General features: G+C 66.3%; 2 protein-coding genes. One reads left to right on the forward strand and one right to left on the reverse strand.

Annotation, left to right across the window (positions count from 1 at the left end; all coding sequences use genetic code 11):
- Positions 1 to 902 (reverse strand): ABC transporter substrate-binding protein (locus tag AB0B89_RS36235; protein ID WP_358562258.1); only part of this gene is annotated, 902 nt, incomplete at its 3' end.
- 194 nt (positions 903 to 1,096) lie between these two features.
- On the opposite strand from AB0B89_RS36235, the gene AB0B89_RS36240 reads away from it, so the two are divergent.
- Positions 1,097 to 1,639, forward strand: a complete 543-nt coding sequence (locus AB0B89_RS36240) for a DUF4352 domain-containing protein (protein WP_358562261.1) — start codon at positions 1,097 to 1,099, stop codon at positions 1,637 to 1,639.
- Positions 1,640 to 1,779: the final 140 nt, after the last annotated feature.

Genomic DNA, 1,779 nt, shown 5'->3' on the forward strand with positions numbered 1-1,779 from the left:
ACCAGTGCGACGCGCCAGCCGTACAGCAGGCATAAGACGGCCGGTGCGGCGACCACCAGGCAGGCGACCGGGTGCCGCCACACAGTACGGCCGAACCACTTGACGTAGATCTGCTCGTAGGTGCCGTCGGTCTTGGCCTTGGCGATCTCCTCGTTGATCACCTTGACCAGCGCGTCGTTGCCCTTCTTCAGGCCGACACCGTACTGCTCACCTGTGTCCAGGCTCGCGATGAGCTCGAACTTGCTCGCGATCTCGGGCTTCTTCAGCCAGGTCAGCACGACGGGAAGGTCCTGGACGATCACGTCGGCCTGCCCGGACTGCAGGCCGAGCAGCTCCTTCGGGGAGTCGGCGAACTCGGTCGGGTTGAACCCCTTGCCCTTGACGTAGTCGAGGCCGGTCGTCGATGCCTGCGCGCCGAGCTTGAGCCCCTTGGCCTTCACGTCGTCGAGCGACTTGGCGCCGGTGCCCTTCTTGGCGAGCAGCGCCTGCGTGGCGTCGAAGTAGGGGTCGGAGAAAAGGAGGTTCTTCTGGCGCTCAGGAGTGATCGTCATGCCCGCCGCGGCGACGTCGCACTTGCCGGCGTTGAGGGCGGCGCCACTCTTGATCACGGCGAAGTCGATGTCGACGATCTCCTGGGTCACGCCGAGCTTCTTGGCGGCGAGGTCGACGATGTCGACGTCGAACCCGACGACCTTGTCGCCCTCCTTGAACTGGAAGGGCTCATAGGGCAGGTTCGTGCACGTCGTCAGCTTGCCCGGGTGGATCAACTTGATCTCCGAGGCCGCCGCCGCCGGGGCACTGCCGGCCGGGGCGCTGGAGCTGGTCGCGCTGGTGTCCGATCCGCCACCGCAGGCGGAGAGAAGGAACGCGGCGCTGACCGCCAGCGCCCCGATCGAGGTCATACGGCGACGTCTGGGCCAAAAGACCACAACGTCCTCCTCTTCAGCTGTATGTCGGATTTGAGTTAAGTTACCGTAACCCTGGCCATGGTCCCGCACCTGGTCACCAGGGGTATTACCGAAATGAAACGATCGCACAACACCTGAAGGAGCCTGGCACTCCGAGCCGAGCGGCGCGTTAGGGTGCCATGGTGCGAGTGCCTGTGGTCGGTCTGGGCTGCTTGACTTTTGCCGCCATTTCGCTTTCCGGCTGTTCCAGCGGACCCGCCGAGCCCACGACGAGCCCCTCCCCCACGTACGTGATCCCCGCCGAGACCGCGCGCCCCGGCGAGACCGTGATCACGGCCAAGCCGGTGGTCGACGGCCAGATGCGGTTCCGTGTCATTGGATTTCACGACGGCATGCCGAGCATCTTCGGCAGCCACGCCGAGTGGAACGCCAAGGGCCAGTACGTCCGGGTGCGCGTCCTCATCGAGAGCACCGACCGCACCAACCAGACGTTCGACGCCAAGCAGCAGCTACTCGTGGCCTCCGACGGGCGCACGTTCTCCGTGGACGACGCCGCCCAGACCACCAAGCGCCAGCCCGGCAAGCTCCCCGTCGGCAGCTTCGTGCGCATGGAGTTCGACCTGTGGTACGACGTCCCCAAGGACGTGAAGATCACCAAGATCCGGTTCTTCGCCGATCCGCCCCTCGGGGCCATCGGTCCCTCCCAGGGCGTCGACGTACCGCTGCGCTGACCGGCGGGAGCCTCCGTACGAGCAGGGTGCGCCGGCCCGGCCGGGGCCGTCGAGCCCCGGCCGGATCGCGCTCACACCCAGGGGCGCTGAGTGTGCGCCGAGGGGGCGACCCAGGTACGCCTTGTCATTGTCAAGTTAGT

This window comes from Sphaerisporangium sp. NPDC049002 (assembly GCF_040649355.1).
Taxonomy (GTDB): Bacteria; Actinomycetota; Actinomycetes; order Streptosporangiales; family Streptosporangiaceae; genus Sphaerisporangium.